Origin of the sequence: Dyella silvatica (assembly GCF_026283955.1) — a bacterium.
GTDB classification, from domain to species: domain Bacteria; phylum Pseudomonadota; class Gammaproteobacteria; order Xanthomonadales; family Rhodanobacteraceae; genus Dyella_C; species Dyella_C silvatica.
The window spans coordinates 1-4,708 of record NZ_JAPDPE010000199.1; the positions used below are offsets into that span (position 1 = coordinate 1).

General features: G+C 62.3%; 3 protein-coding genes. All 3 read left to right on the forward strand.

Annotated elements, in window-relative coordinates; translation table 11 throughout:
• The coding region (locus OUZ52_RS22355) for an NAD(P)/FAD-dependent oxidoreductase (protein ID WP_266160806.1) at positions 1–1,260 on the forward strand (1,260 nt) is incomplete at its 5' end.
• Between the two features lie 90 nt (positions 1,261–1,350).
• Complete coding sequence (locus OUZ52_RS22360; RefSeq protein WP_266160807.1) at positions 1,351–2,727, forward strand: FAD-containing oxidoreductase; 1,377 nt, start codon at positions 1,351–1,353, stop codon at positions 2,725–2,727.
• A gap of 39 nt (positions 2,728–2,766) precedes the next feature.
• A complete protein-coding gene (locus OUZ52_RS22365) occupies positions 2,767–4,362 on the forward strand; it encodes an MFS transporter (RefSeq protein ID WP_266160808.1) in 1,596 nt (531 codons plus the stop codon).
• The last annotated feature ends 346 nt before the right edge of the window (positions 4,363–4,708 follow it).

Below are 4,708 nucleotides of genomic sequence, written 5' to 3' on the forward strand. Positions count from 1 at the left end.
GCATTCATTCTTCGTCGCGTGAACATCATCCAGCAGGGTATCGGCGGTGTCGTGCTGATAGGGCCGGGCCATGGCGCGGATACACTGCGACTTCAGCGATTCCTGGTTCGAAACGGTTACCCGCATCGCCTGATCGATACCGATCTCGACCCGAAGGCCGCCGGGCTGCCCGGCACGTTCGAGGTCCAGCCGCATCTTTTCCCGGTAGTGATTTCGCCAGACCATCAAATGTTGATGAACCCGTCGACGGCGGCGCTGGCCGATAGCCTGGGTTTGACCGAATCGTTCGAGCCGGGCTACGTCCACGACGTCGCCGTGGTGGGGGCCGGGCCAGCCGGGCTGGCGGCGGCGGTGTATGCCGCCTCGGAGGGTTTGGACACGATCGTGATCGAAGGCCTGGCGCCCGGAGGCCAGGCGGGTACGTCGTCGAAAATCGAGAATTATCTGGGGTTTCCCACCGGCATTTCAGGGCAGGCCTTGGCCGGTCGCGCGCAAATTCAGGCGCAGAAGTTTGGCGCTCGCCTGGCCATCTCGCGCCATGTGGTGAGGCTGCATTGCGCGGCGCGGCCCTATCAACTGGAGTTGGAGGGTGGGCAGCAGGTGGCGGCACGCGCCATCGTGATTGCGACGGGGGCGCGTTATCGCAAACTGGATGTGCCCAACTACGATCGCTATGAAGGGCAGGGTATTCATTACGCCGCCACGCCGATGGAAGGGAAGCTTTGCGCAGGCGAGGAGGTGGTCGTGGTGGGCGGAGGAAACTCCGCGGGACAGGCTGCGGTGTTTCTTTCCCGCATCGCCGCGCACGTACATATGCTTGTGCGCGGAACCGGTCTGGCGGCCACCATGTCCGACTATCTCATTCGGCGTATCCATCAATCGCCGCGCATTACCCTGCATACCGAAACCCAAGTCGTGGGCCTTGAGGGCGGCGACCGACTGCAGCATGTGACGTGGTGCGGACGTCACGATGGCTCACCCGAAACCCGGGCTATCGCCAATATGTTCGTGATGGTCGGCGCCGAGCCGAACACGGACTGGCTACACGGCTGCCTGGTACTGGATACGAAAGGTTTTGTCATCACCGGCATCGATGGCGAGGGCATGCCTAGCTCGGTTCCGTTTGCTACCAACAAGCCTGGCATCTTTGCGGTGGGGGATGTGCGCAGCGGCTCGGTCAAGCGCGTGGCGTCCGGTGTCGGCGAGGGCTCGGTGGTGATCCAGGCCGTGCACAAATACCTCAATCCCGAGGCGGGCTGAAAGGCCGATAATCTCCCCGCATGAATCGCATCCCGCTAACGTTTCGATGGCGACAGGGCATGGCTTATGGTCCTGCTGCCTGGAGGTTCCATGAATCAGCATTTTGATGCCGTCGTGATCGGCGCCGGGCAGGCCGGTCCACCACTGGCCGAAAGATTGGGCAAGGCGGGGCAACGGGTCGCCGTGATCGAGCGAAAGCTGGTGGGCGGTACCTGCGTGAACACCGGCTGCATACCGACCAAAGCCATGGTGGCCAGCGCCTACGTGGCCCACATGACGCAGCGCGCGCATGAGTACGGCGTGCGACAGGCCGAGGATTCACACGTCGATATGCAAGGAGTGTGGGAGCGTACCCAGGGTATTTCTGGCAAGGCCCGCAACGGTGTCGAGCACTGGCTGCGCAACATGCCCCAGGTGACCTTGTTGAAAGGGCATGCCCGGTTCGAGTCGGCGACGACCTTGCGCGTGGGCGATACGCTTATCGAAGCCAAGTCGTTTTTTATCAATGTCAGTGGACGCGCGGCGGCAGCGGAGATCTCCGGCATCGATTCGGTCCCGTTTCTGACCCATGCGGACATGCTGGAACTTCGTGATTTGCCGGAACACCTGCTGATTGTCGGCGGCAGCTATATCGGCCTGGAGTTCGGGCAGATGTTTCGCCGCTTTGGGTCCAGGGTCACCATCATCGAGCGGGCCTCGCGTCTGTTGCCGCACGAGGACGAAGACACCTCAGCCGCCGTTCTGGCGCTGCTTCAGAATGAAGGCATCACGGTTCACCTGGGTGCGGAATGCATCGCCCTGGAAGGAACGGCCGGCGCGGTGAGGGTGAAGGCGCAAGGCAATCAAATCTGCGAGAACGCGGTGGGAACGCACTTGCTACTTGCCATGGGCCGTCGCCCCAACACGGATGATCTTGGCCTGGACAAGGCCGGCGTCGTCGTCGATGCGCGCGGCTACATTCAGGTGGACGAGCATTGCCGCAGCAATGTGCCTGGCATCTGGGCCATGGGCGACTGCAATGGGCGAGGCGCTTTTACCCATACCGCCTATAACGATTTCGAAATCGTTGCATCGGATGTGCTCGATCAAGGTCAGCGCCGTATCTCTGACCGCAGTCCCGCCTACAGTTTGTTTACCGACCCTCCGCTGGCACGGGTGGGCATGACGGAGCAAGAGGCGCGGCAATCCGGCCGCGAGGTTCTGGTGGGCGTGCGGCCGATGTCGCGGGTCGGGCGGGCGGTCGAGCGTGGCGAGACGATCGGCTTCATGAAAGTCATTGTCGATGGGGCGACGCAGGCCTTGCTCGGGGCAGCCATTTTCGGTGTCAACGGCGACGAGGCCATTCATTGTCTGCTGGATGTGATGTACGCCAAGGTGCCGTACACCGTCGTGTCGCATGCCGTGCATATTCACCCGACGGTGGCGGAATTGCTGCCGACGGCGCTGCAAAGTCTCCACGCTGTTTAGGCCTGGACGATAGAGGTCTCTGATGAATGCCACGACGCGATGAGCGGCGATCAAGCCAAAGCCGGCTCTGCATGGGCGCCGTTCCAGTCAACAGTCTTTCGTTGGCTGTGGATGGCCACGCTTGCCTCCAATATCGGTACCTGGATCAATGACACGACATCTGGCTGGATGATGACGTCGTTGTCGGCATCGCCCCTGCTGGTGTCCTTGGTGCAAACGGCAGGGTCCTTGCCGATTCTGGCGCTGGCCCTGGTCGCAGGCGCCCTGGCCGATATCGTGGATCGGCGGCGCTACCTGATCATCACCCAGTCCTGGACGCTGATCATCGCGAGCGTGCTCTCGGTGACGACGTGGATGCACCTGCTGACACCGGAGCTGTTGCTGCTGCTTACGCTTGGATTGGGCATCGGTTCGGCCATGAGCATGCCGGCGATGTCGTCGACCACGCCCGAGGTGGTACCTGCCGCGCAACTGCCTGCCGCGGTGGCGATGACTTCGATTGGATTCAATGCCTCGCGGGCGATCGGCCCGGCGATCGGCGGACTCATTCTGCTCAGCCTCGGGCCCGCCATCGCCTATGCGTTGAACGCCTTGTCGTTTCTGGCGGTGATTTTCGTGCTGTTGTGGTGGAAGCGCGAGCCGACTAAGTCGGACCTACCCGCGGAGCAGTTCTTTGGCGCCTTGCGCGCGGGGCTGCGTTACGTAGCCAACTCCTCGAATTTCCGTGGGGTGTTGCTGCGTGCCGTGCTGTTTTTTCTGTTTGCCACCGCGACCTGGTCTTTACTGCCCTTGTATGTGCGCGTCGAACTCAAGGCTGGGCCCGCCATTTATGGCGTGATGTTGGGCGCCGCGGGCCTGGGCGCCATCGTGGGCGGGCTTCTATTGCCCACGCTTCGGCGATGGCTTGGCCGAGAGCGCCAGGTGTTGGCCGCCAGCGTGCTGTATGCGCTGACCATGCTGTCGATGGCCTACCTGCGCAACGCTATCTTTGCGGGTGCGGCGATGCTGATCATCGGCGCCTGTTGGATCGCCGTGCTGTCCGCCTTGCAGGTTTCGGCACAGACCAGCGTCCCGGCATGGGTGCGTGCCCGCGCACTTTCGATGTATATCACGGCGTTTTCTGCCGGCCTGGTGGTCGGTAGCGCAGGCTGGGGCTGGGTGGCGTCTCATTGGGGTATTCAGCCGGCGCTGGCGGCGGCTGCGCTCGGTCTGGTGCTGTCATCCGTGATTACCGCGAACATCAGCCTGAAGGGCAAGGATCCCGACGATCTCGTACCTTCGGCGCATTGGCCCCTGCCGATTGTTTCCGACGAGCTGGCGCAAGAGCGCGGCCCGGCCCTGGTCACCGTGAACTATTCCGTTCGTCCGGAGTGTCGCGCTGAATTTCTGCAAGCCTTGCATGTTCTGGGGCGGGCCCGGCGCCGCGATGGCGCCATCTTCTGGGGGATCTTCCAGGACGCCGAGCATGCGAACGACTACGTCGAAACCTTCATGGTCGCTTCCTGGCTGGAGCATCTGCGTCAGCATGAGCGTGTCTCGCGCGATGCCCAGCGCCTGCAATGGACGGTTGCCACCTTTTTAAGCGAGGGGCATGCACCGGTGGTACGTCATTACATTGGCGGCCAGCGGGCCTAGGATGCCATCGCGGCTCGTGACCACAGCCACCTGACTAGTCAACTGGCCCGGTCAGCGCGCAGGGCTGCGCTCTGATGCCCGGTAACTGTGCGCGGGGGCGCAAATGACGCGACCTGCGGCCGCCTCGCACGAAGGCGATGCTGATCTTTACAGTCATGGCTAGTGCCAAAAGGCGTGCAGCACTATCATCGCCCGAAAGCTTGAGAAGACACGAGCTTTATCACCTTCTCACGGCGGCAAACGGCGAATGCAGCATCGTTAATGGATATCTTTAGGTTTTGCAGGTCCAGGCGCCTTTTGGCGATGTGGGCCGATGTTGACTGGCGCCAACGCATTCGATGGTTTT

Coding starts and splice junctions, on each gene's coding strand:
- OUZ52_RS22360 (WP_266160807.1), top strand. CDS start 1,351: ATGAATCAGCATTTTGATGCCGTCGTGATCGGCGCCGGGCAGGCCGGT.
- OUZ52_RS22365 (WP_266160808.1), top strand. CDS start 2,767: ATGAGCGGCGATCAAGCCAAAGCCGGCTCTGCATGGGCGCCGTTCCAG.